Here is a 23,946-nt window from a genome sequence, read left to right on the forward strand (position 1 = left end):
GGTCATCGTGGTGCGGACGAGGAGTCGGCCCTGGCGGAACTTCTCGCCGCGGAGAGCGCGGACGACGAGAGCGCGGGCGTCGCGCGGAAAGTTCTGAGCGACACCGCGGAGTACCTGGGCGCGGGCATCGCCGACCTGGTCAATCTCTTCAATCCGGAGCGGATCGTGCTCGGCGGCTGGGCCGGACTGCTGCTGGGGCCAAGGCTGTTGGACGCGGTGCGGGAAGTCACCGCGAGCTATGCGCTCGGCTATCCGGCTGCCCGTACAGTGATCGAACTGGGCAAGCTCGGACCCGACGCGGTGACCGTCGGAGCGGCGACTCTGCCCCTGCGACGGTTCCTCGATGCGGGAGGAAGTGCACCCCCGGGGGTGGCATTGTCCGTGTGAGCGGGTAACGTTCTCCACAGAGAGTAATGCCATGGTGGCAGATGTGGGGAGATACCGGTGACAAACGGACCGGAGGCCATCACCTGCGGTGAGGCGATGCTGTTGATGCTCGCCGAGCCGGGTATGCCGCTGGACCACGCGGTCTCTTTCCGGCGCTCCGTGGCCGGTGCCGAGTCCAACGTCGCGCAGGGGCTCGCACGCCTCGGCCACTGGGCACGCTGGATCGGCCGCGTCGGCGACGACCCCGCGGGCGAGGCCGTTCTGCGGGAGCTGCGAGCCGACGGTGTGGACGTCTCCGGCGCCGAGATGGACCCTGAGGCGCCCACGGGGCTCCTCCTGCGCGACAGTCACGCGCAGCGCGCCATCGACGTGCAGTACTACCGCTCGGGCTCCGCCGCCTCGCTTCTCTCCCCCGACCAGATCCGCGTGGAGACGCTGGAGGGGGCGCGGGTGGTGCACGTCTCCGGCATCACGCCGATGCTCTCGGAGTCGGCCGCACAGGCCACCTGGACGTTGATCGAGCGCGCCAGGCAGGTCGGCGCAGCCGTCTCCTTCGACCCCAACGTGCGGCGCAAGCTGGGCACCGACCACGAGTGGATCCGGACCGTGGGTCCACTTCTGCGGGAGGCCGACATCGTCATCGCCGGGGAGGACGAGCTGGAACTGCTGCTGGGCGGCGGCGCCGAGGAGGCGGCGAAGGCCCTGCTGACGATCGGCCGCGCCCGTACGGTCGTGGTCAAGCGTCGCGACCACTCGGCCGTCGCCATCGGTCCCAACGGGCAGTGTGTCCAGGCGCCGTTCGACGTGCCGGTCGCCGACCCCGTGGGGGCAGGCGACGCGTTCGCCGCCGGCTGGCTCTCGGCCTGGCTGCGCGGCGTACGGGCCGAGCAGGCGCTGGCCGAAGCGGCCTGCGTGGCCGCCCTCGTCGTACAGGCCCCCGGCGACACCGACGGCCTCCCCACCGCACACGCCCGCGACCGCGCGCTGAGCGCGCTCGCCCAAGGCCACGATTCCGTAGACCGCTGACCTGCGTCGTGCTTCCGGCACGGCGCCGCTGTGCGGTGCCCTGCACCGTGCAACTGCACAGAACCACCGCACAGTTCACGGAAACCCGCAGTACAGCGCAGCAACGGCACGCAACCGCACTGCAAGGCAGCAGCGACAGCACGCCACACGCGACAGAGAGCATCACCGAAGCGGATCGCAGGCCGAGAGCCGGCACGGGGCCCACCCGGGCCGGTTCACAGCCCGATGACAAGAGAGGCGGCGACTGCCGTGTACCGCTGGGAGATCACCCGAGCCGCTCTGGAGCAGCGCGTCTTCGCCATCGTCCGCAACGACAGCTACGAGCGCCTCACGGCAACGGCCGACACGCTTCTCGGGGCCGGGATCAACAGCCTGGAGATCTCACTGACCAGCCCGTATGCACTCGACGCGGTCGCCACTCTGAGCCGTGAGACGGGCGAGGACACGGTCATCGGTGCGGGCACCGTGCTGGACGCGGCCTCCGCCCGCTCCGCGATCGACGCGGGTGCCTGCTTCCTCGTCTCGCCCGCCCTGGACGCCGAGGTGATCCGCACGGGACACCGCTACGGGGTGCCGGTCTTTCCCGGAGTCGCCACTCCCACCGAGATGGTGCAGGCGATGGAGCTGGGCGCCGACGCCCTCAAGCTCTTCCCGGCGTCCGGTCACGGGCCCGGCTGGCTCAGGGACGTACGGGCGGCGCTTCCCCAGGCCGCCGTGCTGCCCACCGGCGGCGTCACCGTCGAGAACGCTCCGGACTGGATCGCCGCCGGAGCCGTCGCCTGCGGGATGGGCTCCGCCCTCACCGAAGGCGACAGGGAGACCGTCGCGAAGCGGGTCACGGAGCTCCTGCAGCGGCTGGAGGACGCGGTTCCCGGCCCGCCGTGCTCAGGTCCGCGAAACGGGCGCGGGGCGTAGGGCGCAGAGCGTGCACAGCCGGTTCCCGAGGCGACAGGTCGCTCACACCGCGTACGAGGCTGCGTGCGCGCGGCGCGGGTCCGCGGGAGGAGCCCCGCATGTTCCGCCTCACATGCCTTCGCAACCCCCACCTCAAGCCCACATCGGGACTCTAGGCTGTCCCGGGTGATGGTCCGTGAGTGCCGGGAAGAGGACGTCATGCTGCTCGAGGAGCACATGCCGTTCGCCGGGGCTGCGCCCTCGTCCCACGTGCCTCGCTTCGCCCGGCACCGGAAGGGTGTCAGCACGCTCCTCGTCGCCTGGCGTGAGGACGTGCCGATCGGAAGCTGTGAGGTGCTCTGGGACGGCTGCGAAGCGCCCGAGGTGCGGGCCGTGCAAGCTGGTTGTCCTGAGATCAAGGGTCTCGGTCAGTGGCCGGAGACGCTGCGCTCGCAGCGCGTGGGCACCGCCCTCATCAGCGCCGCCGAGCAGCTGGTCTGCCGCCGCGGCATCGACTGCGTCGGGCTCGGTGTCGAGAAGAACAACCCGCGCACCGAGAGTCTCTACAAGCGGCTGGGATACAGCCCCGCGACTCCCTACCTCGACTGCTGGTCCTATCAGGACAGCGCGGGTCTGACCCATCGGGTCGCGGACGCCTGCACGTTCATGGTCAAGCAGTTGCATGCCGAGGACTTCGCCTGACGGCAGCGGGCGGGGTAGCGGCAGTGCCTGTGGAGGCGCGGCCGGCGCGAGGCGCACGGCGCCGACCCGCCCAACCCCCGTTCGTCCCGCCGCTGTTACGCCGCGATGCCGAGACTTGTCTGCGTTCGGACGTCGCAGCTCGGTGCTCGCCGGGCTCTGCGGGGCCGTCATCCAGCAAGGCCGGCCGGGGGCTGTGGCAGGCTGGCCGCGAAGCCGCGTCTTCGCGTCTCCCGGACGAGGACGACGAGGACGACGTCTTCGAGCAGCGGTTCCAGCCGAAGCCGACCGACGTTTCCGTGCACACCTGCTCCAAGGACTGACGATGCAGAACTCGTTCGACGAAGCGCTCGACTCGTGGCGGGTATGGCAGGAGAGTCCCTGGGGCCGACTCCGCTACTCCGTGGCCGAGTTCAACCTCCGCAGGCGTCTGACGGCGCTGGGCGAAGGGCCGCTGGACGTACTGGACCTGGCAGGTGCCGACGGCGGTGACGCACTGCGTCTGGCCCGGCTGGGCCACCGGGTGACCATCGTCGACTACTCGCCCGGCATGCTCGCAGCCGCTCACGAACGTGCCGCGTCGCGGGTGTCGAGGACCGGGTGAACACGATCGAGGCGGACGTCCTCGACCTGCCGGAGGCAGTCACCGGGCGAACCCACGACGTCGTGCTGTGCCACAACCTCCTGCAGTGCATGGATGATCCGGAGCCGGCGCTGCGCTCGGCGGCCGCTCTCGTACGCAGCGGCGGCATCCTCTCCGTCATGGCGATCAACCGTCACGCCACGCCGCTGGGCCTCGCCGTGCGCTCACTCGACCCCGCTGCCGCGCTCGCCGCGCTCGCCGCTCTCGGCGGGCGCACGACGCACGGGGTGACCTTCGACGCCGAACTGACCCTCTACACCGCCGAGGAGATCATCGCGCTGCTCGGCGAATCGGGGTGCGTGGACATCGAGCACTGCGGCATCCGCAGCGTCAGCGACCACATCACCGACGACGCGCGAAAGCACGACCCGGAGTTCTTCGCCGACTTGGAGGCGCTGGAACTGGCCCTCACCGACAGGCACCCCTATCCGCACACGGCGAAGATCTTCCAACTCACCGCCCGCGTGGAGTGATCGGTCGGGGGTGTTCGTCCGAGGCTTCGGCGAGCGGCCGTTCGACGGCGGAGCGCTGCTCTGCCGGGCGCACTCCCCGGTACCGGCGCGGGGCGTTCAACCAGCCCTGGGGGGTGTCCGCAAAGTAGCGTCGTCCGCCGCCCCGCGCGGGACTGCGCGGACACCCCCCAGGTGTCCGTCACTTCACGCCAGGCGGTCGTACGTCTCGGGCAGGACCTCGTGGAGGAGCGGCCGGCCCTGGACGTGACGCTCGATCTCCTCGACCACGATCGTGCCCTGCGAGCGGTGGGAGTGATGCGTGGCTCCCGCGATGTGCGGGGTGAGCACCACGCCGGGCAGGTCCCACAACTCGCTGTCCGCGGGCAGCGGTTCGTCGTCGAAGACGTCGAGGGAGGCGCTGAACAGTCCTTCCCGGAGCATCCTCGTGAGGGCGGCGGTGTCCAGGAGCGCGGAACGCGCCGTGTTCACGAGGATGCCGCCCTCCGGAATCAGCGCCAGCCGCTCCGCCGTGAGCATGCCGCGAGTCTCGTCGGTCACGGGAGCGTGCAGCGCGACGACCGGGCAGCTGCGCAGCAAGGTCTCCAACGGCATGAGGCTGACGCCCAGTTGCTCGGCCTCCTCGGCCGACAGGTACGGGTCGTACACGGCGACGGTGGCGCCCAGCGCCCGGACGAGCTCGATGTAGACGCGGCCGACCCTGCTCGCGCCGACGACACCGATGCGGGTGCCGCTGACGGTACGGCCCAGGCCGGGGGACCGCGCCTCCTCCCAGTCGTGTGCGGCACGCATCGCCCGGTCGACGTGGTGCATCGAGCGCAGTTGGCCGAGCGTGAAGTACAGGGCGGCCTCGGCGACGGAGCGGGCCATGCCGGCGGAGGCGTGCGTGAGCCTGACGCCGTCCGAGAGCAGGGACTTGGGCACGAGGTGCCGTACGGATCCCGCGCTGTGGGCGATGAACCGGACGCGTCCGGCGTCCGCACGGGCGGCCGGCAGCGGGGATGAGCCCCACCCGGTGACGAGGATGTCGGCCTGCTGCCGGCGCGCCGTGTCACCGCCGGGCACGGTGCGCGTGAGCGTGCCCAGCGAGGCCAGCCTCGCGAGCAACTCCTCGTCGAACAGGGTTGCTTCGAGGGACGGTGCCAGGTCGAGGGTGATGGCGGGCTTCCCGGTCATGCGGTGAGCCTCGATGTCAGTCCGGAGTGCCGAGCGGGCTCGGCCACTCGTTGAAGGGCAGCAAGTCCCGCAGCGGCACCGACCTGTTGCGGCCGAGCACCACACGGGTGTCGAGATTACCGGCGTCGACCTGCCGGATGAACTCCCTGCACCGTCCGCACGGCGGCAGTACGTGGAGCTCGCCGGCCTCGCTGCGCCAGACGGCCACGATCTTGGCGATCCGGTGTTCGCGGGCGGTCACCATGGCCGCGATCGCGGCGAGCTCGGCACAGTAGCCGGTGCCCGATCCGGTGTCGACGCACACACCGGAGTAGAGATTGCCCGCCTCGGTGACCAGGGTGGATCCCACGTCACCGAACAGCCGGTCGCCGACGTGGTGCGGATTGAGTACGGCGTCGGCGGCGGCCGTCAGTTCGTCGTCGGACACGGTCGTCATGCGCGGAAGCTACCAAGACCGGCACGCTCCGGCCACGCGAATTCGGGGCCGGGAGCGCCGAGGTGAGGGCTACTGCGTCAGCTCCGTCATGGCCACAGGGCGCCCCTCGCGGCGGGAGCGTTCGCAGGCCTCGGCGATGCGCAGCGCCGCCAACGCCTCATATCCGTCACAGGGGTTGGGCACCTCGCCCCTCACCGCCCGTACGAACGTGTCCAGCTCGGCCTCGTAGGCCGGTGCGAAGCGCTCCAGGAAGCCGGGCCAGGGCGCCCCTTCGGAGGATGCGGCCGTGGGCTCCAGCGAGGTCAGCGGCGTACGCGGGTCGAGGCCGACCGCCACCTGGTCCTTCTCACCGGCGATCTCCATGCGCACGTCGTAGCCGGCGCCGTTGACCCGGGTCGCGGTCGCGGTGCACAGGGTGCCGTCGTCCAGGGTGAGCAGAGCGGCGGCGGTGTCGACGTCGTCGGCGTCCCGGAACATCTCCGGACCCGCGTCCGAGCCGGCCGCGTAGACGGAGACGACCTCGCGCCCCGTCACCCAGCGCAGCACGTCGAAGTCGTGCACGAGGCAGTCGCGGTAGAGGCCGCCGGAGAGCGGGATGTAGGCCGCGGGCGGCGGTGCGGGGTCGGAGGTGATCGCGCGCACGGTGTGCAGCCGTCCGAGACTGCCCGAGCGGACCGCCGCGCGGGCGGCCACGTATCCGGCGTCGAAGCGGCGCATGAAGCCGATCTGCAGCAGCACGCCCGTCTCGTCGACCTTGTGCAGCGCCTCCAGCGTGCCGGGCAGGTCGAGCGCGATGGGCTTCTCGCAGAAGACCGGCACTCCGGCCCCGGCCGCGTCGCGGATGAGTCCCGCGTGCGATGCCGTCGCGGAGGCGATGACCACGGCGTCGATGTCCTGGGCGAGGAGTTCGCCGGGGGAGGGGACGGCGCTCGCGCCGAGAGCGGAGGCGACCTCCGCGGCCCGAGCGGTGTCCGCGTCGGTGACGAGCAGGTCTGTCACCCCGGGGACCGCGGTGAGGGTACGGGCGTGGAAGGTGCCGATACGGCCGGTACCGATGAGTCCGATGCGCATGGGGCTACGGTCGCCCGGCGCTTCAAGTGCTGTCAATACTTTGTCAGGACAATTGCTCGAACCCCGAGGGGAGCCACTCGTCACCGGCTGCTTTGTCCGGACAACCGAACTTACGCCTTCCGGAGGGCCGCCCGGCCCACTACGCTCCCCTCGTGGCCAAGAATGATCCCGTTGACCTTGAGTTCAGCGTGGACCGCAGCAGCCCGGTCCCGTTGTACTTCCAGCTCGCGCAGCAGCTCGAAACCGCCATCGAACGCGGAAAGCTCTCTCCCGGAAGCCTGCTCGGCAACGAGATCGAGCTGGCCGGACGGCTGGGCCTGTCCCGCCCCACGGTGCGGCAGGCGATCCAGTCGCTCGTGGACAAGGGCCTGTTGGTGCGGCGGCGCGGGATCGGCACGCAGGTCGTGCACAGCCAGGTCAGACGCCCGCTGGAGCTGAGCAGCCTCTACGACGACCTGGAGGCGGCCGGTCAGCGGCCCGCCACGCAGGTCCTCCGGTACGAGAAGGAAGAGGCCACGGCCGAGGTCGCCGCCGCACTGTCGGTCTCCCAGGGTGTGGAGGTGCGGCGCGTGGAGCGGCTCCGGCTGACCCATGGCGAGCCGATGGCGTACCTGTGCAACCACCTGCCCAGCGAAGTGCTCCAGGGTGAGACCGGCGAGGAGCTGGAGTCGACGGGGCTCTACCGGCTGATGCGGAGCGCCGGAATCACGCTGCACAGCGCGCGCCAGTCCGTCGGTGCGCGAGCGGCCACGGCGGAGGAGGCGAAGCTGCTGGGGGAGGCCGTGGGGGCGCCGCTTCTGACGATGGAGCGCACCACCTTCGACGACACCGGCCGGCCCGTCGAGTACGCCTCCCACCTCTACCGTGCGTCGCGCTACTCGTTCGAGTTCCAGCTGCTCGTACGCTCGTGAACCCCGCGGGACTCATGGGGCTCGTGAGCCGCTGACCGTACGGCCGGTGAGCCGCAGGCGGCGCCGCGGACTTTGTTCGGACAAACTCTCATGGAGAATGTTCGGACAAAGTATTGACGCCTTGCTCCGGGCACGGCTAGAACTCCGCTCATGGTCCTTCGGCGTAGAGCACGTAGAGCGACAACGGTGGCGGTAGCACTGACGAGCGCGGCGCTCCTCGCCGCCGGTTGCAGCAGCTCCGGTGGCAAGGGTTCCGAGGAGAAGAGCGACGGGGCGGGCGGCGGCAAGGGTGTGAACACCCCGCGGATGACGATCGCGATGGTCTCCCACTCCGGTGAGGGCGACACCTTCTGGGACATCGTGCAGAGCGGAGCGAAGGACGCGGCCCGCAAGGACAACGTCCAGTTCGACTACTCGCACGACGACGAAGCCGGACGGCAGGCGCAGCTCGTGCAGTCGGCGATCGACAAGAAGGTCGACGGCCTGGTCGTCACGCTCGCCAAGCCGGACGCAATGAAGGGCGTCCTGAAGAAGGCGAAGAAGGCCGGGATCCCCGTCATCACCATCAACTCCGGCGCCGAGTTCGCGTCCGAGGTGGGCGCACTCGCGCACATCGGCCAGGACGAGGCGATCGCGGGCGAGGCCGTCGGCGAGGAGCTGAACAAGCGCGACCGCAAGAAGGCCCTCTGCGTGATCCACGAGCAGGGCAACGTCTCCCTCGAGGAGCGCTGCGCGGGCGCGAAGAAGAGCTTCGACGGCGAGATGTCGACGCTCAACGTCGACGGCACGAACATGCCCGACGTGCAGTCCTCCGTCGAGGCCAAGCTCCAGTCGGACTCCGACATCGACTCCGTACTCACCCTCGGGGCGCCCTTCGCCGCGACCTCGGCCAAGGCCAAGGACAAGGCCGGCAGCAAGGCGGAGGTCGACACCTTCGACCTCAACGCCCAGGTGGTGAAGGGGCTGAAGGAGAAGACCTTCGGCTTCGCCGTCGACCAGCAGCCCTACCTTCAGGGGTACGAGGCGATCGACGCCCTGTGGCTGCACTCGTACAACGCCAACGAGCTCGGGGGCGGCAAGCCCGTGCTCACCGGGCCCCAGATCGTCACGGAGAAGGACGTGCCGAGGCTGGAGAAGTACACCGAGCGCGGAACCCGGTGAACCTCCCCCCGGTGGCGGTGACCGATACTCGTGCGGGCATCCGCGCCGGTCACCGCCGCCGGGCACCGGCCGGCGGCGGTTGCGCCCGCCGTCGGGGCCGCACCCGGCGGAGCCGGGGAGAGCCGGGAGAACAGCAGTACCCGTACCGAGAGGTCAGTAGCACGTGTCGAGGCTGGAGAGGTTCCGCGGGAACCGCACGGGAGTACGCGCGACGCGAGCCGTCATGGCAGCAGTCGTCCTCGCGTCCGTCGGGCTCGCGGGATGCAGCAGCACCGGCGGCAAGCGCGCCGAGGAACAGCGGAACGCCACCGTCGGGGGCGAGGCCGGCGTCGGCACCCCCCGCTGGAAGATCGCGATGGTGAGCCACTCCGGCGAGGGCGACACCTTCTGGGACATCGTGCAGAGCGGTGCCGAGCAGGCCGCCGCGAAGGACAACATCGAGTTCCTCTACTCGCACGACAAGGAAGCGGGCCGCCAGGCCCAGCTCGTCCAGGCCGCCATCGACAACGACGTGGACGGCCTGATCGTCTCCCTCGCCAAGCCGGACGCCATGAAGGGCGCCGTGAAGAAGGCGGTGAAGGCGGGCATACCCGTCGTCACCATCAACTCCGGCCAGGACAAGTCCAAGGAGTTCGGTGCGCTCGCCCACCTCGGCCAGGACGAGGTGCTGGCAGGGGAGGCGGTCGGCCGGGAGCTGAACGAACGCGGCCGCAAGAAGGCCATCTGCGTGCTCCACGAACAGGGCAACGTCGGCCACGAGGAGCGGTGCCGCGGAGTGGAGAAGACCTTCGACGGCAAGGTGCGCAACCTGCACGTCGACGGCACGAACATGCCCGCCGTGGAGTCCTCCATCGAGGCCGAACTCCAGTCGGACAGCAAGGTCGACAGCGTCCTGACGCTGGGAGCTCCGTTCGCACCCACGGCCGTGAAGGCGGCCGAAGGCGCGGGCAGCAAGGCGGAGATCAGCACCTTCGACCTCAACGACCAGGCGGCCACGGCGCTCAAGGACGGATCGCTCGGATTCGCAGTGGACCAGCAGCCCTATCTGCAGGGCTACGAGGCGGTCGACCTGCTGTGGCTGCAGCGCTACAACGCCAACATGCTGGGCGGCGGCGAACCCGTGCTGACCGGCCCTCAGATCCTCACCAAGAAGGACGCATCGACCTTGCAGAAGTACACGAAGCGGGGAACGCGATGACGGCGACACCCACACCCACACCGGCCGGCACACCCGAGTCGGACAAGCCCGACGAGCCCGCCCCGGACGAGATCGCCCGGACGGCTGACAGCGCCGACACGGCGCGCAAGATCGATGAACGGCTGGTGCAGCGCTCGCTGTTGAGCCGCCTTCTCGGCCGCCCCGAACTCGGCGCCGTGGTCGGCGCGATAGCCGTGTTCGTCTTCTTCTCGTTCGCCGCCGACAGCTTCCTGCGTGCCTCCAGCCTCTCCACGGTGCTCTACGCCTCCTCCACGCTGGGGATCATGGCGGTGCCGGTGGCGCTGCTGATGATCGGCGGGGAGTTCGACCTCTCGACCGGCGTGATGGTCACCACCTCGTCGCTGGTCTCCTCGATGTTCAGCTACCAGATGACGGCCAACGTGTGGGTCGGCATCGGCGTCTCGCTGCTGGTCACGCTGGGAATCGGCTTCTTCAACGGGTACATGCTCGTGCGTACGAGGCTGCCGAGCTTCATCATCACCCTCGGCACCTTCCTGATGCTGACGGGCCTCAACCTGGGCCTGACGAAGCTCATCAGCGGCACCGTCTCCACCAAGGGCATCGCCGACATGGAGGGCTTCGAGTCGGCGCGGGCGCTCTTCGCCTCCGAGTTCACGGTCGGCTCCGCCCAGATCCAGGTCACGGTCGTGTGGTGGCTGGCGCTGGTGGCGGTGGCGACCTGGCTGCTGCTGCGTACACGCGCCGGCAACTGGATCTTCGCCGTCGGCGGCGGGCAGCACACCGCTCGCGCGGTCGGCGTCCCCGTGGCCCGTACGAAGATCGGCCTCTACCTCGGGGTGGCCCTGGGCGCCTGGATATCCGGGCAGCACCTGCTCTTCAACTACGACGTCGTCCAGTCCGGCGAGGGCGTCGGCAACGAGCTCATCTACATCGCGGCGGCCGTCATCGGCGGCTGCCTGCTCACCGGCGGCTACGGCTCCGCGGTCGGTGCGGCCGTGGGCGCCCTCATCTTCGGCATGACGAGCAAGGGCATCGTGTACGCGCAGTGGGAGCCCGACTGGTTCAAGTTCTTCCTGGGGGCGATGCTCTTGGTCGCCACCCTGCTGAACGCGTGGATACGTAAGCGGGCGGAGGCGAACCGATGACCGCGGAGAAGGAAACCGGCAAGGACACCGGGGCGGAGACGGTGGCGGACACCTCTGCGCGCGGCGTGACGGACGAGACAGCGGAGCCGCAGGACGCGGTTCCGGAGGGCGCCGCCCCGCTGGTGGAGCTGGCGCAGGTCAGCAAGTTCTACGGCAACATCCGCGCTCTGGAGGACGTCTCCCTCCAGGTGCACGCGGGCGAGATCACATGCGTGCTCGGCGACAACGGCGCGGGCAAGTCGACGCTGATCAAGATCATCGCCGGGCTGCACCAGCACGACTCGGGAACCTTCCGCATCAACGGCGCGGAGACCGCGCTCGGCTCCCCGCGCGAGGCCCTGGACCGCGGCATCGCCACGGTCTACCAGGACCTCGCGGTCGTCCCGCTGATGCCGGTCTGGCGCAACTTCTTCCTCGGCTCCGAGCCGGTCAAGGGCCGCGGGCCGTTCTCCCGGCTCGACGTGGACCGCATGCGCCGTACGACGCACAGCGAACTGCTGCGGATGGGCATCGACCTCCGTGACGTGGACCAGCCGATCGGCACGCTCTCCGGGGGCGAACGGCAGTGCGTGGCCATCGCACGCGCCGTCTACTTCGGCGCGAAGGTGCTGGTGCTGGACGAGCCGACGGCCGCACTGGGCGTCAAGCAGTCCGGTGTCGTACTGAAGTACGTGGCCGCCGCCCGTGACGCCGGACTCGGCGTGGTCCTGATCACGCACAACCCCCACCACGCCTATCTCGTCGGCGACCGCTTCGTGCTGCTCAAGCGGGGGGCGATGGCGGGCAGCCACCGCAAGGAAGGGCTGGAGCTGGAGGAACTCACGCGGCAGATGTCCGGAGGCAGCGAGCTGGAACAGCTCAGCCACGAACTGGAGCGCGCGCCCGTACCCCAGCATCTGAGGTGAAGCTCACGCCGCGCGGTGCTTTTCCGCGCGGAACGGTATTGCGCGACCATGTCGCTCGGTAAGGCAGAATCGGCCACGTGGACGGAGCACCGTCCGGGGTACCCGGGCCTGCGCGTCCCAGGGGGACGTGGAGCCGTTCGCCGGACGGCCCCGGCCAAGGCACACGTGACCGAGAAGCCAGCAGCCGTGCACATACGAAAGGCCGCGCAGTGAGCATGTACCGAGAGCGCGCGGACCGGGACCGTGTCTACAGGCGCACAGCACCCAGCGCCAGCGTCCTGAGGACCGTCAGCACCCGGGAACGTCGCTCGCACCTCTCCGCACCACGGGTGCCGACAGTGGGCATCGACATCGGCGGCACGAAGGTGATGGCGGGCGTCGTGGACGCCGACGGCCAGATCCTTGAGCAGGTGCGCGCCGAGACGCCCGAGAAGTCCAAGAGCCCGAAGGTCGTCGAGGACACCATCGCCGAGCTCGTGCTGGACCTCTCCGACCGGCACGACGTGCACGCCGTCGGCATCGGCGCCGCGGGCTGGGTGGACGCCGACCGCTCCCGCGTCCTGTTCGCCCCGCACCTGGCCTGGCGGGACGAGCCCCTCAAGGACGCCCTCACCGCGCGCCTCGCCGTCCCCGTCATGGTCGACAACGACGCCAACACCGCCGCCTGGGGCGAGTGGCGCTTCGGCGCCGGCCGCGGCGAGGACCACCTCGTCATGATCACGCTCGGTACGGGCATCGGCGGGGCCATCCTCGAGGACGGCCGCGTCAAGCGGGGCAAGTACGGGGTGGCCGGCGAGTTCGGGCACATGCAGGTCGTGCCGAGGGGCCACCGCTGCCCCTGCGGCAACCGCGGATGCTGGGAGCAGTACAGCTCGGGCAACGCACTGGTGCGTGAGGCCCGCGAGCTCGCGGCGGCGGAGTCCCCGGTCGCGTACGGCATCATCGAGCGCGTCGACGGTCAGATCTCCGAGATCACCGGGCCGCTCATCACCGAACTCGCCCGCAACGGCGACGCCATGTGCACCGAGCTCCTCCAGGACATCGGTCACTGGCTGGGTGTGGGCATCGCCAACCTGGCCGCGGCCCTCGACCCGGGCGGCTTCGTGATCGGGGGCGGGGTCAGCGCCGCCGACGAACTACTCATCGACCCCGCGAGGGACGCCTTCAAGCGTCATCTGACGGGACGCGGATACCGGCCGGAGGCCACCATCGCGAAGGCACAACTCGGGCCCGAGGCGGGAATGGTCGGTGCCGCCGACCTCGCGCGGCTCGTCGCGCGCCGCTTCCGCCGGGCCAACAGGCGCCGCCTGGAGAGATACGAACGGTACGAACGCGCGGCCGACAACCTGCGCCGGGCGGTGGGACAGTGACGACCACCTCGTCCCCCACGCCCGTGCGGACCTCGAAGAGGCCTCCGCACCGGCCGCGGCACCGCCTGCTCACCCTGCTCATCGTCGTGCTGCTCATCGCGGTGCCCGGCGGGTATCTGGTCAGGTCGGCCTTCCAGAGCCGGGACAGCGGCGAGGACAAGCAGCGCAACGCCGCCGCGACCAACCTCACCTACGGCTGGCCGAGCAAGGTGCAGCGCAACGTCTACGACGTGCCGCTGCCCCTGCAGTCCAGCCACCACGCCTTCTACGAGGCCAACTCCTGGAAGACCAGCTCCCTCTACGTGCAGTTCCGTACCTCGGACAAGCGCCTCGGCGACTTCCTCGAGGACGTCGGCACCGACCGCACCGCCCTGCGCGGCGGCGAGGTGACGATCAAGGACAAGCACGCGGAGAATGTCGGCTGGAACCTGAAGCAGGACGGACACGACTACGCGGGCACCACCTTCCGGCAGGGCAAGGGGCGTCCGGATGTGGCGATCACGGTCGACCGCACCTATGAGAAGCGGCCGCGTGTGTATGTCGTGTCCACAGTGAAGTTCTGATGTGCAGAGCAGTAACCCCGAGACCGTTTCCGTCGCCCCGCTGGGTAGCGTGGCCGCGTGAGCGAGAAGCAGAGCGCCTTGATGTTGCAACACCGTCTTGACGGACCGGACGACGCCCCCGTGCTGGTGCTGGGTCCGTCCCTCGGCACGACCTGGCACATGTGGGACCGGCAGATCCCCGAACTCACCCGCCACTGGCGGGTGGTGCGCTTCGACCTGCCCGGACACGGCGGCGCACCGGCCCATCCCGCGGACTCGGCGGCCGCGCTCGCCCAGCGCCTCCTCGCCACGCTGGACTCCCTCGGCATCAACCGCTTCGGCTACGTCGGCTGCTCGATCGGCGGCGCCGTCGGCATACAGCTCGGTCTGCTGGCACGGGAGCGCCTCTCCTCCCTCGCACTGATCTCCACGTCGCCCCGCTTCGGCACCGCCGACGCCTGGCGGCAGCGCGGCGTCGTCGTCCGTACGAACGGTCTCGACCCGATCGCGCGCTCCACTCCGGACCGCTGGTTCACGGAGAACTTCGTCGCGGCCCAGCCCGCGATCGTGGAGTGGGCCGTGCAGATGGTCCGTACGACGGACCCCGGCTGCTACATAGCTGCCTGCGAAGTGCTCGCCGCCTTCGACGTACGCAGCGAGCTCGGCAGCATCGGTGTGCCGACGCTGGTGATGGCCGGCGCCGAGGACGAGGCGACACCGCCCTCCGACGCGCGCGCCCTGGTCGCCGGCATACCGGACGCGCGGCTGGCCATAGTGCCGGGAGCCTCGCACCTGACGCCCGTCGAACAGCCCGCCGCCGTGACCGAGTTGCTCATCAGGCACTTCACCACCAGCTGGCAGGAGTCGCCCGCGGGCCCGCCGGCGCCCGCGCCCGTGATCGCGCCCTCCCCGCACCGGCCCGTCGGCGCCATCGCGGAGCTGGAATCCGCGGAGCAGTCGGCGGCCCGCACCGACAACTACGACGCGGGGATGAAGGTCCGCCGCGAGGTGCTGGGCGACGCGCACGTCGACCGGGCACAGGAGAACGCCGACGACTTCACGCAGGACTTCCAGGACTTCGCCACCCGCTACGCCTGGGGTGAGATCTGGACCCGTCCGGGCCTGGACCGCCGCACCCGCTCCGTGATCACGCTGACCGCGCTCATCGCCCGCGGCCACTTCGACGAGTTGACCTTCCACATCCGGGCGGCCCTGCGCAACGGGCTGACCCCGGAGGAGATCAAGGAAGTGCTGCTGCAGACCGCGGTGTACGTGGGAGTCCCGGCGGCCAACTCCGCGTTCGCTCTGGCGCAGGGAATCATCCGCGAGGAGACGACACCGGACGAGTAGCCCCTGCGGGCACAATGGGCACATGAAGCTGATCAAGAAGGGCCACGCCTGCGTACGTGTCGAGCAGGACGGGCGCACCCTCGTCATCGACCCCGGCGGCTTCAGCGAAGCGGACGCCGCCGTCGGAGCCGACGCACTGCTCGTCACGCACGAGCACCCCGACCACTTCGACGAGGCCAGGCTGCGCGCGGCGATGGAGGCCAACCCGGCCGCGCAGATCTGGACGCTGCGCAGCGTCGCGGAGAAGATCTCCACGGTCTTCCCGGGGCGCGTGCACACCGTCGGCGACGGCGACACCTTCGAGGCCGCGGGCTTCGAGATCGAGGCGCACGGCCAGTTGCACGCCGTCATCCACCCGGACATCCCGCGCATCGCCAACTGCGGCTACGTCGTGGACGGTTCCCTCTTCCACCCGGGAGACGCGCTGACCGTCCCCGGCCGCCCCGTGGACACGCTGCTGCTTCCGGTGCACGCGCCCTGGAGCAAGGTCTCCGAGGTCATCGACTACGTGCGCGAGGTCGCCCCGAGGCGGGCGATCGACGTGCACGACGGACTCCTCGCGGACCAGGGGCGTCCGGTCTACGACCGCCTGATCGGCGACCTGGGCGGTGTCGACCACGGCCGTCTCACCCCCGGCGAGAGTGTCAGTGTGGCGCGATAGGTTCACACGTATGCGTATCGCCACCTGGAACGTGAATTCCGTCGGCGCCCGGCTTCCGCGGCTGCTGTCCTGGCTGGAGTCCTCCGGCCCCGATGTGGTCTGCCTCCAGGAGCTGAAGTGCTCCGCCGAGGCGTTCCCCGCCGAAGAGGTCCGCGCCCTGGGCTACGAGGCGCTGGTCAACGGCGACGGCAGGTGGAACGGCGTCGCGGTGCTCTCCCGCGTCGGCCTGGACGACACCGTCCTGGGGCTGCCGGGCGGGCCCGCGTTCGACGGCGGCGAGGAGTCGAGGGCCGCCGGAGCGACGTGCGGCGGTGTGCGGGTCTGGTCGGTCTACGTGCCCAACGGCCGCGAGGTCGGGCACCCTCACTACGCCTACAAGCTGGAGTGGCTCGAAGCGCTTCGCCTCACCGCTGAGCGCGAGGCGCCGGGCGACCTCCCCTTCGCCATACTGGGCGACTACAACATCGCGCCGAGCGACGACGACGTCTACGACCGCGCCGCCTTCGAGGGCTCCACGCACGTCACCGAGCCCGAGCGGGCGGCGCTGGCGGCCCTGCGGGACACGGGCCTGACGGACGTGGTGCCCCGCCCCCTGAAGTACGACCAGCCCTTCACCTACTGGGACTACCGGCAGCTGTGCTTCCCCAAGAACCGGGGCATGCGCATCGACCTCGTCTACGGCAACGGCGCCTTCTCGGCCGCCGTCAAGGACTCCTACGTGGACCGTGAGGAGCGCAAGGGCAAGGGGGCCTCCGACCACGCCCCCGTGGTCGTCGACCTCGACATCTGAGCCGGAGGCCGTCCCGCCCGGCATGCGCTGAGATCCCGTCGCGCTCCAACGGGGCGTGCCGCGTGCCCGATCGGCTCCCGTCGCGGGTGACGGCTCGTGGCTCCGCACACAGCGATGCCGTCCAACGCCCAGGTCAGGGGCGGTACTTGGGCTCTCGTCAGGCGGTGCGAGGGCGCCTCCGCACCGCGTGCGACGGGTGCGTCCGTCCGCGCATGTCCGGCATGTCGTCAAGAAACCTGCGTCTGCACCCTTGTCGCCGGACGCTTGTTTCAATGGCTCAAAATGCCCCGCAGGCACTCTTGCGCTCTCCCTCGTCACGCGCATCAATAGCAACGCGTCGAATGACGAGCCGTCAAAGACACCCGTGGCGTCCCCGAGTGCGGCCCGAGCCGCGGACCGTGCACATTCCTGGACACCGCATCACGCACACGCACCCCCCACACCGCGCCCATGCGCGTCAGACGTGACGCAACGATGCGGTGGCCCGGCTATTCCCCCCAACCGGAAGGCATGACCATGGGACGCAGCAGATCAGCTCTCGCAACGGCACTGGGCACGGCAGCACTGACGGCGTGCGCGCTCGCGTTCGCCCCGGGCGCCGCGGCGGTCGACCCGACGACCGCCACCGTGACGGCCGACTGCGGAAGCGCCGGCGCCGGCGAGGCCACGCTCGTCGCCACGCAGGACGGAACCGCCGCGACGATCACTCTCTCCTCCTCCGCGGTCAAGGCCCCCATAGACGTGGGCGCGGGCTCTGTCGAGACCACGCTCACCCTGTCCAAGAACGGCACCGACACCGCGACCTTCTCCGGAAGCTCGAACCCGGCGATGTCGGCCGGTGACGACGTGAACTCCGGTCCTCTGGACGGGACGGTCGCTGCGGGCGACGTCATGGAGGCGAAGTCGCTGAAGCTGGTCATCTTCGGAGTCATCACGGTGAACTGCACCGCGACCTCGCCGCAGACGCCGGGACCCTTCACCTTCTGAGCGGGCGGACGGCCGGGTAGCCGTCGGAGCGGGGCGGCGCCGGTTGCGCCGTCCCGCTCGCCCCGCACTCCGGCCGTCCCCGGGTTTCCCGGGGACGGCCGGAGTTCTTCCGGCGCGAGGCGCCGGCGCGGTTCGCCCTACGGCACCAGCTTCTTGAGGTCCACGGAGTCCGCCATGGCCTTCAAGCCCGCGTCGCCGGGGTGGAGATGGTCGCCGCTGTCGTACGCGGGCAGCATCCGCTGAGGCCGTGCCGGATCCCGTACGGCCGCGTCGAAGTCGAGCACCGCGTCGTACGTGCCGCCGCTGTCGCGGATGAACGCGTTGACCGCGCTGCGCTTCGCCTCCACCTCCGGTGAGCAGTCCTTGTAGCCCTCACACGGCGTCAGGGTTCCACCCACCACCCGGAGCCCTCGCTCCTTTGCACGCTGCGCGATCGTCTTCAGCCCGGCGACGACCTGCTCGGCCGTGGCGCCCCATCTGACGTCGTTGATCCCTTCGAAGACGACGACGGTGTGGGCGTTCGTCTGCGCCAGCACGTCGCGCTCCAGCCTGTGCAGGCCGCTCACTCCTCCGGTGTCGGAGCTGACGCCGTCGCCGGGATAGCGGTCGGAGGTGACGCGGTTCGCCGAGATGCCATGGTTGAGCACCCCGTAGCGCGGCACCTCCTGCTGGGCGCGCAGCCGCCGCGAAAGCACGTCCGGCCACCGCAGGTTGGCGCCCTCCGTGGAGCGCACTCCGTCCGTGATGGAGTCCCCGAACGTGACGACCGACCCGGGACCGCCCCGTACGTCGACGCCCGTCAGGAACGGCCACACGCCCAACGACCCTGTGTACGCGCCGCCTTGAGTGTCCTGCGTACGGTCGCCGCTGCCGTTCGCGCTCACGTAGGAGCGCTGGATGGCCTCGCTGTGGACCGGCGCCGCCGCTACCGGGCCCGGGAGGTGAATGCTCACCAGCAGGTTGGTGTCGGGCGGCACCTGGAAGCCGACGGGGTCGCTGACCGCGTGCGCGCCGGCGGGCATGACGACTCCCGCGCGGCCGTCGAAGCGCAGCGGCACGGGACGTCCCCGTCCGCTCGCGCCCTCCTGCTGCACGACGACCGAGGCGTGCCCGATCTCGACGGGCGCCGAGGCGAAGGTGTTCGCGAGCCGGATGCGGGTGCGCGACCCGCCGGCGGAGGTGTGCACCACGAGTCGCAGCGTCTGGTTCTGCCACGGCCCGACGGTCGTGTAGCCCGCGCTGCTCGTGGTCCAACTCCCGGTCCAGCCCGTCTCTTCCCTGCGTACGGAAGCGGCGAAGACGTGCAGATCCGACTCGGGGCCCGCGTCGGCCGGAAGCGTCAGCGACCGGATCTGGCGGCCCCGTTCGACGGGCACGGTCACGGCGTAGAGCTTGGCCTTCTCCGCGAGCTGGCCGCCTGACCGGGTGTTCACGTGCGGCAGCGCGACGCCTTTGGTGGCGAGCGGGCCGCCGCGCCAGTCGGGCGCGCTGAGCGAGTACGTGCTCCTGGAGCCGTCCCAGTACTCGACGGTGCCGCTTCCCGTCACGTCCCCACCGGGGAGACCGCTGCGGGAGGTGCCCGCGACCAGCAGCGAGACGGCGTTGCCCACTCCGCGCATCCGCACGCGCTGCCCGTCGGCGACCACGTTGTCGGGACTGCCGGGCTGCCTGTGCGGCCAGCGCAGCGAGACGGAGTCGATGTCGAGGCGTCGGCCGGGCTGCCAGCCGGCGGCGCCGAGGTCCTGCGAGGAGACCGAGTTGCCCGCACCGTCGAAGTCCGCTTCGCCGGGCCGGGCGTCGTCGCTCACCGCGTGATTGTCGAAGAGCCGCTCCAGAGGGAGCGGCTCGGTGGTCGTCGTGCGGTCCTCTGCGAACGCGACCGCGGGCGAACCCGCGGCGGTCAACAGGATGATGAGGGGAACACTCCACAGACGTCTGCGCACGCCGACTGTCCTCTCTCCGGGTCCAGCTCCAACACCCGCTTGTCGCGCCCCGATTCGACCGAGGCCCGGTGAAGGTAGAGAGGCGGCAAAGCATCGTCAAGGTGTCCAGTCGGACACACGGCGTTTTTTCCCCACCACTGCATGTGCACAGCGTGCCTGTGGTGCTCCCTCATGTGGGGATGCCACCCTGATGCGTATGAACATCCCCTTCCTGGACAACTGGCGTAAGAGACACGGCCCGGGCCGGAGCGTGTCGCTCGCGGACGCCGTGTCCAGCGACCCGGAGAGCGCGGCGCAGTTGCTGTCCGAATGCGAACTGCTGCGTGACCACGCGGGGCGGTCGGGGGTCGAACTCGACGACACGGCCGAGTCGTTGTCCGCCCTGGACCAGCTCCTTCCGCGCTGGCGTGACGACCCGGAGGTCTCACCCTGGCTCGGCAGCGACGCGGGTCTCTATCTGGGCACGGTCATCATCCGTACGGTGCCGGGCACGAGCTGGCGGCTGCGGCCGGACGGCGAACCGGTGGTGCGACTGCCCTCGGGCAGGGAGCTGGACGTCCTCGAAGAGGGCGGCAACTGGGCGGAGACGGGCACGCCGGAGCTGTCGCAGCTCTACGCGGAGTTCTCGGAACGCTGAGGCCCGCACCGACACCGGTACCGACACGACGTGGTGCGGGTGCCGTGGTCCGGTGTCAGCCCGCCTCGCTCAGCTCGACGCGCGACGGCTGCCGCGCCGCCCGCCCGACGCGGATTCGGAGGCGGGGACCGGGGCGGTGGTGGCGGCGCGCGTGACGTCGGCGACCAGTTCGACGACGTCCGGCCCGTACGCCTGGGAGTTGACCACCCTCAGCAGCACGCAGAAGTCGCCGCTCGTCCCGTACTTGCGCATCAATCGCGTGTGGTGGCGGGCCAGATGGCGGGCAGCGGCCTGATGGGTGATCGAATGCTGGCCGCACATGAGGAAGACGGGCCGGGAACCCTCGTCCTGTCCTGCCGTGAGACGCGCGAGCAGCACGTGCTCGCGCGTGCCCTTCTCCATCAGATGGCGTTCGCCGCCGATGGTGAAGGCGCCCCGGTCCGGGGAGGAGCCGCTGTCGGTGTCGACGGCGACGCCCGGAAGAAGCGACTGGATATGGGCGGCCATCCGCCGGTTGGAGACGGGCCCGCCAATGCAGAACTCGGTGCGCTCGCCGAATCCCTGCTGCGCCATGTCGTGCGGTATGACGTCCACGTTCGCGCCGCAGTCCTTGATCAGCGCGGACAGTTCCAGCAGTGCGAAGACGTCGTTGCGGGCGACGGCCCATTCCCCCGTGCTCGTCTCGCGGTCGACGACGAGCAGGCACTCGGAGTGGTGGGGAAGCCCGAAGAAGCGCTGCCTGCGCCCTTGTCGGTACTTGTGCAGACGGGCACGCGCGAACCAGCCCAAGGTGGCTGCGATGCCTGCCGCGAGCACGGCCGGCACTATCTCCCGCAGGTTGTCCGTCATGGGGCGGCAGCGTACATCCGGCACTGAACCGGGCGGTACGGGAAGGGAGGCCGGGGAGAGTACCGGAAGGTAGGCCGTACCGGTGCTGACGTGCGGGCGAGGGCGGGCTAGTCTGCGCGGACCAATCCCGTCAGGAGGTCTTCATGCGGCGCATGACCAACCGCCGTTCCGCCAGATTGCTCGCCCTGATCACGGCCACGGCGGCCATAGGTGCGCTGGGCGTCACCTTGGCGCCCGCCGGGATGGGCACGGGGAACGACGCCGGAGGATCCGGCTCGAAGGGACCGGTCGCGGTCGGCCACGGAGGCGCGGTCTCCAGCGTGGACCCGGACGCCTCGGCCGCCGGCATCAAGGTTCTCAAGCAGGGCGGCAACGCCGTGGACGCCGCGGTGGCCACCGCGGCGGCGCTGGGCGTCACCGAGCCGTACTCCGCGGGAGTCGGCGGCGGCGGCTACTTCGTCTCCTACGACGCGGCCAGCGGCAAGGTCCGTACGCTCGACGGCCGCGAGACGGCACCGAAGAGCGCGGACGAGAAGCTCTTCCTGGAGGACGGCAAGGCGCTGCCCTTCGAGGAGGCCGTCACCAGCGGGCTGAGCGTGGGCACTCCGGGTACCGCCGCCACCTGGGAGCAGGCGCTGGACAGGTGGGGCAGCAAGTCGATGGGCAAGGTGCTCGCACCTGCCGAGAAGATCGCCAGCAAGGGCTTCGAGGTCGACAAGACCTTCCGCCAGCAGACGGCCGACAACGAGAAGCGGTTCCGCGACTTCCCCGCCACCGTCGACCTGTTCATGCCGGGTGGCAAGCTGCCCGAGGTCGGCAGCACGATGCGCAACCCGGACCTGGCCCGTACGTACAAGGCGATGACCCGCGAAGGCGCCGACGCGCTCTACAAGGGGCCCGTGGCCGACGACATCGTCAAGACGGTGCAGAAGCCGCCGGTCGACCCGGACTCCGAACGCAAGGTCCGCAGCGGCGATCTGACGCGTGAGGACCTCGGCGACTACGAGGTCAAGAAGCAGGCGCCCTCCCGGACGGGATACCGCGGGCTCGACGTCTTCAGCATGGCGCCGTCCTCCTCGGGCGGTACGACCGTGGGCGAGGCCCTCAACATCCTCGAGCGCAGCGACCTGAGCAAGCTCAGCAAGAAGCAGCTGCTGCACCGCTACATCGAGGCGAGCCGCGTCGCCTTCGCCGACCGCGGGCGCTGGGTGGGCGACCCCTCGGCGGAGGACGTGCCGACGAAGGAGCTGCTCTCGCAGCGCTTCGCCGACTCGCGCTCCTGCCTGATCAAGGACGACAAGGTGCTCAAGAGCCCGGTGGCGCCGGGCGATCCGCGTGATCCCTCCGACTGCGGCTCCGCCGACAAGGCCACGCGGACGCCGTACGAGGGTGAGAGCACCACGCACCTGACGACGGCAGACAAATGGGGCAACGTCGTCTCCTACACCCTCACCATCGAGCAGACCGGCGGCAGCGGGATCACCGTCCCGGGCCGGGGCTTCCTGCTCAACAACGAACTGACCGACTTCTCCTTCGAGCCGGTCGACCCGGACGTGCACGACCCGAACCTGCCGGGCCCCGGCAAGCGGCCGCGCTCGTCCATGTCCCCGACGATCGTGCTGGACGAGGGCAAGCCCGCGTTCGCGCTCGGTTCGCCGGGTGGCGCCACCATCATCACCACCGTGCTGCAGACCATGATCAACCACGTGGACCGCGGCATGCCGATGGACAAGGCGCTCAACGCTCCGCGGGCCAGCCAGCGCAACGCGGAGAAGACCGAGATCGAGCCGAAGCTGTACGACAGCGACGTGCGGCCCGGACTTGAGGACATCGGTCACTCCTTCAAGGAGATCCCCGAACTGGGGGCCGCGACCGCCGTGCAGCCGCTGCGCGACGGACGCTGGCTCGCGGTCGCGGAGAAGGAGCGGCGCGGCGGCGGCTCGGCGATGGTGGTCCATCCCGAGAAGTAGCGGTCGACGGGTCGTCGGCGCGGGACGAAAACTGTCCGTAGCACCGAGGCGCAACTGCCGTAACACGGCGGGTGTGCAATTCGGTGCATGGCAGATGTGCCCGCGCCGGCGACCTACCGGCATGTGCCCGGACCGGTGCGCACGTACGCGGCCGAACTGATCGGGCTGGCAAGGAGACTTGACCCCGGCGAAGGCTGGTACGCCGTCTTCACCGAGCACGACCCGCACGGGCTCCAGGAGTGCCTGTCCGGGCGTGAGATGCCTCCGTGGGACGTCGTCGCTTCGCTGCTCCAGGACTTGGCCCGCCTCCACGGTCCCGGTGAGGCGCACCGGGCGGAGCGACGCCTGCGCACCCTGCACGGCGCCGCAGCCCGTGCATTCGACGCAAACGCAGGCGGTGAGCCGCTACTTCGCGACCGGCTCACCGTCGCCGCACGCGAACTCGACCATGCGGAGAGCCGTCTTCACGCGCTGGAGAGACGGGCCGCGGACGGGGCGGCCGCAGGCACCGGCACCGATCTGATCTGGGCTCGCGACTATCTCACCCGGGTCGAGGCGCGATGCGTCGAACTCCGGGAGCGGCTCCTCGTGTTGGAGTCCGCCAGCGTGGAGTACGAGGACCACGGGCGTGGCCCGACCCGGGAGGATCTTCCCGGCACGGACAAGCCGCCGGAGACCTCGCAGGCCGTGGCGGCGCCGCGCACCAGACGCCTACGGACCGGCGGTTCGAGGTTCGCCGGCGC

General features: G+C 70.3%; 24 protein-coding genes and 1 pseudogene. 20 read left to right on the forward strand and 5 right to left on the reverse strand.

Features of this window, described 5'->3' with window-relative positions:
• From H5J26_RS12870 to H5J26_RS31465, 6 genes are all read left to right on the forward strand, one after another.
• The coding region (locus H5J26_RS12870) for an ROK family protein (RefSeq protein WP_181765954.1) at positions 1–387 on the forward strand (387 nt) is incomplete at its 5' end.
• A gap of 96 nt (positions 388–483) precedes the next feature.
• The gene (locus tag H5J26_RS12875) at positions 484–1,413 is read left to right on the forward strand and encodes a sugar kinase (RefSeq protein WP_181765969.1); all 930 of its coding nucleotides are present in this window, start codon (positions 484–486) and stop codon (positions 1,411–1,413) included.
• 249 nt (positions 1,414–1,662) lie between these two features.
• Entirely contained in the window at positions 1,663–2,328 is a 666-nt protein-coding gene (locus H5J26_RS12880) for a bifunctional 4-hydroxy-2-oxoglutarate aldolase/2-dehydro-3-deoxy-phosphogluconate aldolase (RefSeq protein ID WP_181765970.1), read from the forward strand.
• Between the two features lie 168 nt (positions 2,329–2,496).
• Positions 2,497–3,009 (forward strand): GNAT family N-acetyltransferase, encoded by a 513-nt coding sequence (locus H5J26_RS12885; RefSeq protein WP_210771280.1) that lies wholly within the window; start codon positions 2,497–2,499, stop codon positions 3,007–3,009.
• 322 nt (positions 3,010–3,331) lie between these two features.
• Complete coding sequence (locus H5J26_RS31460; protein WP_235980665.1) at positions 3,332–3,610, forward strand: methyltransferase domain-containing protein; 279 nt, start codon at positions 3,332–3,334, stop codon at positions 3,608–3,610.
• Entirely contained in the window at positions 3,607–4,122 is a 516-nt protein-coding gene (locus H5J26_RS31465) for a methyltransferase domain-containing protein (protein WP_309237891.1), read from the forward strand. Before H5J26_RS31460 ends, H5J26_RS31465 begins: the two co-directional genes overlap by 4 nt.
• Positions 4,123–4,305: 183 nt before the next feature.
• On the opposite strand, the gene H5J26_RS12895 is transcribed toward H5J26_RS31465, so the two are convergent.
• The 3 genes from H5J26_RS12895 to H5J26_RS12905 all read right to left on the reverse strand — a co-directional run bounded on the left by H5J26_RS12895 (position 4,306) and on the right by H5J26_RS12905 (position 6,802).
• The gene (locus H5J26_RS12895) at positions 4,306–5,295 is read right to left on the reverse strand and encodes a hydroxyacid dehydrogenase (protein WP_181765956.1); all 990 of its coding nucleotides are present in this window, start codon (positions 5,293–5,295) and stop codon (positions 4,306–4,308) included.
• A gap of 16 nt (positions 5,296–5,311) precedes the next feature.
• A complete protein-coding gene (locus H5J26_RS12900) occupies positions 5,312–5,731 on the reverse strand; it encodes a cytidine deaminase family protein (RefSeq protein WP_210771278.1) in 420 nt (139 codons plus the stop codon).
• A gap of 69 nt (positions 5,732–5,800) precedes the next feature.
• Complete coding sequence (locus H5J26_RS12905; protein WP_181765957.1) at positions 5,801–6,802, reverse strand: Gfo/Idh/MocA family oxidoreductase; 1,002 nt, start codon at positions 6,800–6,802, stop codon at positions 5,801–5,803.
• Between the two features lie 188 nt (positions 6,803–6,990).
• Between H5J26_RS12905 and H5J26_RS12910 the strand changes: the two genes are divergently transcribed.
• From H5J26_RS12910 to H5J26_RS12960, 11 genes are all read left to right on the forward strand, one after another.
• Complete coding sequence (locus H5J26_RS12910) at positions 6,991–7,713, forward strand: GntR family transcriptional regulator (RefSeq protein WP_181765972.1); 723 nt, start codon at positions 6,991–6,993, stop codon at positions 7,711–7,713.
• Between the two features lie 150 nt (positions 7,714–7,863).
• Positions 7,864–8,874, forward strand: coding sequence for a sugar ABC transporter substrate-binding protein (locus H5J26_RS12915; RefSeq protein WP_181765958.1), 1,011 nt, complete (start codon positions 7,864–7,866; stop codon positions 8,872–8,874).
• 223 nt (positions 8,875–9,097) lie between these two features.
• Positions 9,098–10,072 carry a sugar ABC transporter substrate-binding protein gene (locus tag H5J26_RS12920; protein WP_181765959.1) on the forward strand — a complete coding sequence of 325 codons (975 nt, stop codon included), beginning with the start codon at positions 9,098–9,100 and terminating at the stop codon, positions 10,070–10,072.
• Positions 10,069–11,199, forward strand: coding sequence for an ABC transporter permease (locus H5J26_RS12925; RefSeq protein WP_181765960.1), 1,131 nt, complete (start codon positions 10,069–10,071; stop codon positions 11,197–11,199). Before H5J26_RS12920 ends, H5J26_RS12925 begins: the two co-directional genes overlap by 4 nt.
• Complete coding sequence (locus H5J26_RS12930; protein ID WP_181765961.1) at positions 11,196–12,104, forward strand: ATP-binding cassette domain-containing protein; 909 nt, start codon at positions 11,196–11,198, stop codon at positions 12,102–12,104. Before H5J26_RS12925 ends, H5J26_RS12930 begins: the two co-directional genes overlap by 4 nt.
• 215 nt (positions 12,105–12,319) lie before the next feature.
• Positions 12,320–13,474, forward strand: coding sequence for an ROK family glucokinase (locus H5J26_RS12935; protein ID WP_181765973.1), 1,155 nt, complete (start codon positions 12,320–12,322; stop codon positions 13,472–13,474).
• Entirely contained in the window at positions 13,471–14,037 is a 567-nt protein-coding gene (locus H5J26_RS12940) for a hypothetical protein (protein ID WP_309237892.1), read from the forward strand. The genes H5J26_RS12935 and H5J26_RS12940 overlap by 4 nt, the downstream gene beginning before the upstream one ends.
• 81 nt (positions 14,038–14,118) lie before the next feature.
• Positions 14,119–15,366 carry a 4-carboxymuconolactone decarboxylase gene (pcaC, locus tag H5J26_RS12945; protein WP_181765975.1) on the forward strand — a complete coding sequence of 416 codons (1,248 nt, stop codon included), beginning with the start codon at positions 14,119–14,121 and terminating at the stop codon, positions 15,364–15,366.
• Positions 15,367–15,388: 22 nt separating this feature from the next.
• The gene (locus H5J26_RS12950; RefSeq protein ID WP_181765962.1) at positions 15,389–16,027 is read left to right on the forward strand and encodes an MBL fold metallo-hydrolase; all 639 of its coding nucleotides are present in this window, start codon (positions 15,389–15,391) and stop codon (positions 16,025–16,027) included.
• 10 nt (positions 16,028–16,037) lie between these two features.
• Positions 16,038–16,817, forward strand: coding sequence for an exodeoxyribonuclease III (locus H5J26_RS12955; RefSeq protein ID WP_181765963.1), 780 nt, complete (start codon positions 16,038–16,040; stop codon positions 16,815–16,817).
• Positions 16,818–17,333: 516 nt separating this feature from the next.
• Complete coding sequence (locus H5J26_RS12960; RefSeq protein WP_181765964.1) at positions 17,334–17,804, forward strand: hypothetical protein; 471 nt, start codon at positions 17,334–17,336, stop codon at positions 17,802–17,804.
• Between the two features lie 137 nt (positions 17,805–17,941).
• Here the strand turns inward: H5J26_RS12960 and H5J26_RS12965 are convergent, their stop codons facing one another.
• Positions 17,942–19,747, reverse strand: coding sequence for an SGNH/GDSL hydrolase family protein (locus H5J26_RS12965; RefSeq protein ID WP_181765965.1), 1,806 nt, complete (start codon positions 19,745–19,747; stop codon positions 17,942–17,944).
• Positions 19,748–19,943: 196 nt separating this feature from the next.
• On the opposite strand from H5J26_RS12965, the gene H5J26_RS12970 reads away from it, so the two are divergent.
• Complete coding sequence (locus H5J26_RS12970) at positions 19,944–20,384, forward strand: DUF6278 family protein (protein ID WP_181765966.1); 441 nt, start codon at positions 19,944–19,946, stop codon at positions 20,382–20,384.
• 69 nt (positions 20,385–20,453) lie between these two features.
• On the opposite strand, the gene H5J26_RS12975 is transcribed toward H5J26_RS12970, so the two are convergent.
• Positions 20,454–21,233, reverse strand: a complete 780-nt coding sequence (locus H5J26_RS12975) for a hypothetical protein (RefSeq protein ID WP_181765967.1) — start codon at positions 21,231–21,233, stop codon at positions 20,454–20,456.
• Positions 21,234–21,376: 143 nt separating this feature from the next.
• On the opposite strand from H5J26_RS12975, the gene ggt reads away from it, so the two are divergent.
• Both ggt and H5J26_RS12985 read left to right on the forward strand, forming a co-directional pair.
• The gene (gene ggt, locus H5J26_RS12980; RefSeq protein WP_181765968.1) at positions 21,377–23,203 is read left to right on the forward strand and encodes a gamma-glutamyltransferase; all 1,827 of its coding nucleotides are present in this window, start codon (positions 21,377–21,379) and stop codon (positions 23,201–23,203) included.
• An 87-nt stretch (positions 23,204–23,290) separates the two neighbouring features.
• Positions 23,291–23,946, forward strand: a pseudogene (locus H5J26_RS12985) (hypothetical protein); the annotation flags it as partial.

Source organism: Streptomyces albidus (ex Kaewkla and Franco 2022) (assembly GCF_013870515.1).
GTDB classification, from domain to species: Bacteria; Actinomycetota; Actinomycetes; order Streptomycetales; family Streptomycetaceae; genus Streptomyces; species Streptomyces albidus.

What these genes read in the sequence shown, in the direction of transcription:
- H5J26_RS12950 (WP_181765962.1), top strand. Translation starts at nt 15,389, where the DNA reads ATGAAGCTGATCAAGAAGGGCCACGCCTGCGTACGTGTCGAGCAGGAC.
- H5J26_RS12875 (WP_181765969.1), top strand. Translation starts at nt 484, where the DNA reads ATGCTGTTGATGCTCGCCGAGCCGGGTATGCCGCTGGACCACGCGGTC.
- H5J26_RS12905 (WP_181765957.1), bottom strand. Translation starts at nt 6,802, where the DNA reads ATGCGCATCGGACTCATCGGTACCGGCCGTATCGGCACCTTCCACGCC.
- H5J26_RS12955 (WP_181765963.1), top strand. Translation starts at nt 16,038, where the DNA reads ATGCGTATCGCCACCTGGAACGTGAATTCCGTCGGCGCCCGGCTTCCG.
- H5J26_RS31460 (WP_235980665.1), top strand. Translation starts at nt 3,332, where the DNA reads ATGCAGAACTCGTTCGACGAAGCGCTCGACTCGTGGCGGGTATGGCAG.
- H5J26_RS12920 (WP_181765959.1), top strand. Translation starts at nt 9,098, where the DNA reads ATGGCAGCAGTCGTCCTCGCGTCCGTCGGGCTCGCGGGATGCAGCAGC.
- H5J26_RS12975 (WP_181765967.1), bottom strand. Translation starts at nt 21,233, where the DNA reads ATGACGGACAACCTGCGGGAGATAGTGCCGGCCGTGCTCGCGGCAGGC.
- H5J26_RS12935 (WP_181765973.1), top strand. Translation starts at nt 12,320, where the DNA reads ATGTACCGAGAGCGCGCGGACCGGGACCGTGTCTACAGGCGCACAGCA.
- H5J26_RS12925 (WP_181765960.1), top strand. Translation starts at nt 10,069, where the DNA reads ATGACGGCGACACCCACACCCACACCGGCCGGCACACCCGAGTCGGAC.
- H5J26_RS12885 (WP_210771280.1), top strand. Translation starts at nt 2,497, where the DNA reads ATGGTCCGTGAGTGCCGGGAAGAGGACGTCATGCTGCTCGAGGAGCAC.
- H5J26_RS12960 (WP_181765964.1), top strand. Translation starts at nt 17,334, where the DNA reads ATGGGACGCAGCAGATCAGCTCTCGCAACGGCACTGGGCACGGCAGCA.
- H5J26_RS12930 (WP_181765961.1), top strand. Translation starts at nt 11,196, where the DNA reads ATGACCGCGGAGAAGGAAACCGGCAAGGACACCGGGGCGGAGACGGTG.
- H5J26_RS12895 (WP_181765956.1), bottom strand. Translation starts at nt 5,295, where the DNA reads ATGACCGGGAAGCCCGCCATCACCCTCGACCTGGCACCGTCCCTCGAA.
- ggt (WP_181765968.1), top strand. Translation starts at nt 21,377, where the DNA reads ATGCGGCGCATGACCAACCGCCGTTCCGCCAGATTGCTCGCCCTGATC.
- pcaC (WP_181765975.1), top strand. Translation starts at nt 14,119, where the DNA reads ATGTTGCAACACCGTCTTGACGGACCGGACGACGCCCCCGTGCTGGTG.
- H5J26_RS12900 (WP_210771278.1), bottom strand. Translation starts at nt 5,731, where the DNA reads ATGACGACCGTGTCCGACGACGAACTGACGGCCGCCGCCGACGCCGTA.
- H5J26_RS12970 (WP_181765966.1), top strand. Translation starts at nt 19,944, where the DNA reads ATGAACATCCCCTTCCTGGACAACTGGCGTAAGAGACACGGCCCGGGC.
- H5J26_RS12915 (WP_181765958.1), top strand. Translation starts at nt 7,864, where the DNA reads ATGGTCCTTCGGCGTAGAGCACGTAGAGCGACAACGGTGGCGGTAGCA.